This is a genomic window from Vibrio sp. 1580 (assembly GCF_033340055.1).
The window spans coordinates 1-785 of sequence record NZ_JAWOVT010000208.1 but is presented as its reverse complement, the minus strand read 5'-3'; the positions used below and the strand labels follow the sequence as shown (position 1 = coordinate 785).

The window sequence follows — 785 nt, the reverse complement described above, 5'->3', positions numbered from 1 at the left end:
CCGTCAGGATCGGTGACAAAAAAGAAGGACGCTAGGTGTGTTTGGTGGGGGTCAAACGCTTTGATGTCACCTGCTTCAATACCTAGAGATTTAATTCGTTTGTGAGCTTGTTCGATGTCGTCCACGCTAACGGCAAGGTGACCGTAACCAGAACCGTGAGTATAAGGTTCGCTTTGGTCGTGGTTGTGGGTAAGTTCTAATTCAAAGCCTGTTTCTTCATTTGCTAGATAGGTTAGGGAGAAACCATCAAAAACGTATTGGTCTTTGATCTCTAGCTCAAGTGCGTCGCGGTAAAATTGTAGGGAACGGTCCAGATCGCGTACTCGGATCATGGTGTGTATCATTTTTGTCATGAGTACTCCTTAATTGTCCGCATAGGTTAGCGAGTACAAAAGGAGTGTGGGTAGTACTAGAGTACGACAAATAAGAATACGCTCAATAGCTTACGATTGAGGCGTAAAGCCTCATCGATGCCATTGAATATTTTGGTAAGAATAGTTAGGTGTTAGGCGTTAAGTTGAGCAAGCGCTTGATGGAGCGTGTTTTCCGGTTGGCGAGCATACGTGAGACATGCGCAGCGCAGTAAGGATGCAAAGTTGTTCACTTCACCATTGTATTCCAGTGCTTCTTGATACACCGTGCTGATAAACTTTGGAACGGTCATGTCTTGCGCACTGGCAATTTCTTCAAGAATCGTCCAAAAACTCGACTCTAATTTTACGCTGGTGGCATGGCCGTCAATGCGGATGGAACGAGTGATAAACTGATAATTATCCTGTGGTTGT

2 protein-coding genes are annotated in these 785 nt (G+C 45.0%); both read right to left on the bottom strand.

Annotated features, from left to right (window positions below):
- A partial coding sequence (locus R7093_RS25060) for a VOC family protein (protein ID WP_318146995.1) occupies positions 1–353 on the bottom strand: 353 nt, incomplete at its 3' end.
- 152 nt (positions 354–505) lie between these two features.
- Positions 506–785: ribbon-helix-helix domain-containing protein (locus tag R7093_RS25055; RefSeq protein ID WP_318146994.1), on the bottom strand; the 280-nt coding region annotated here is incomplete at its 5' end.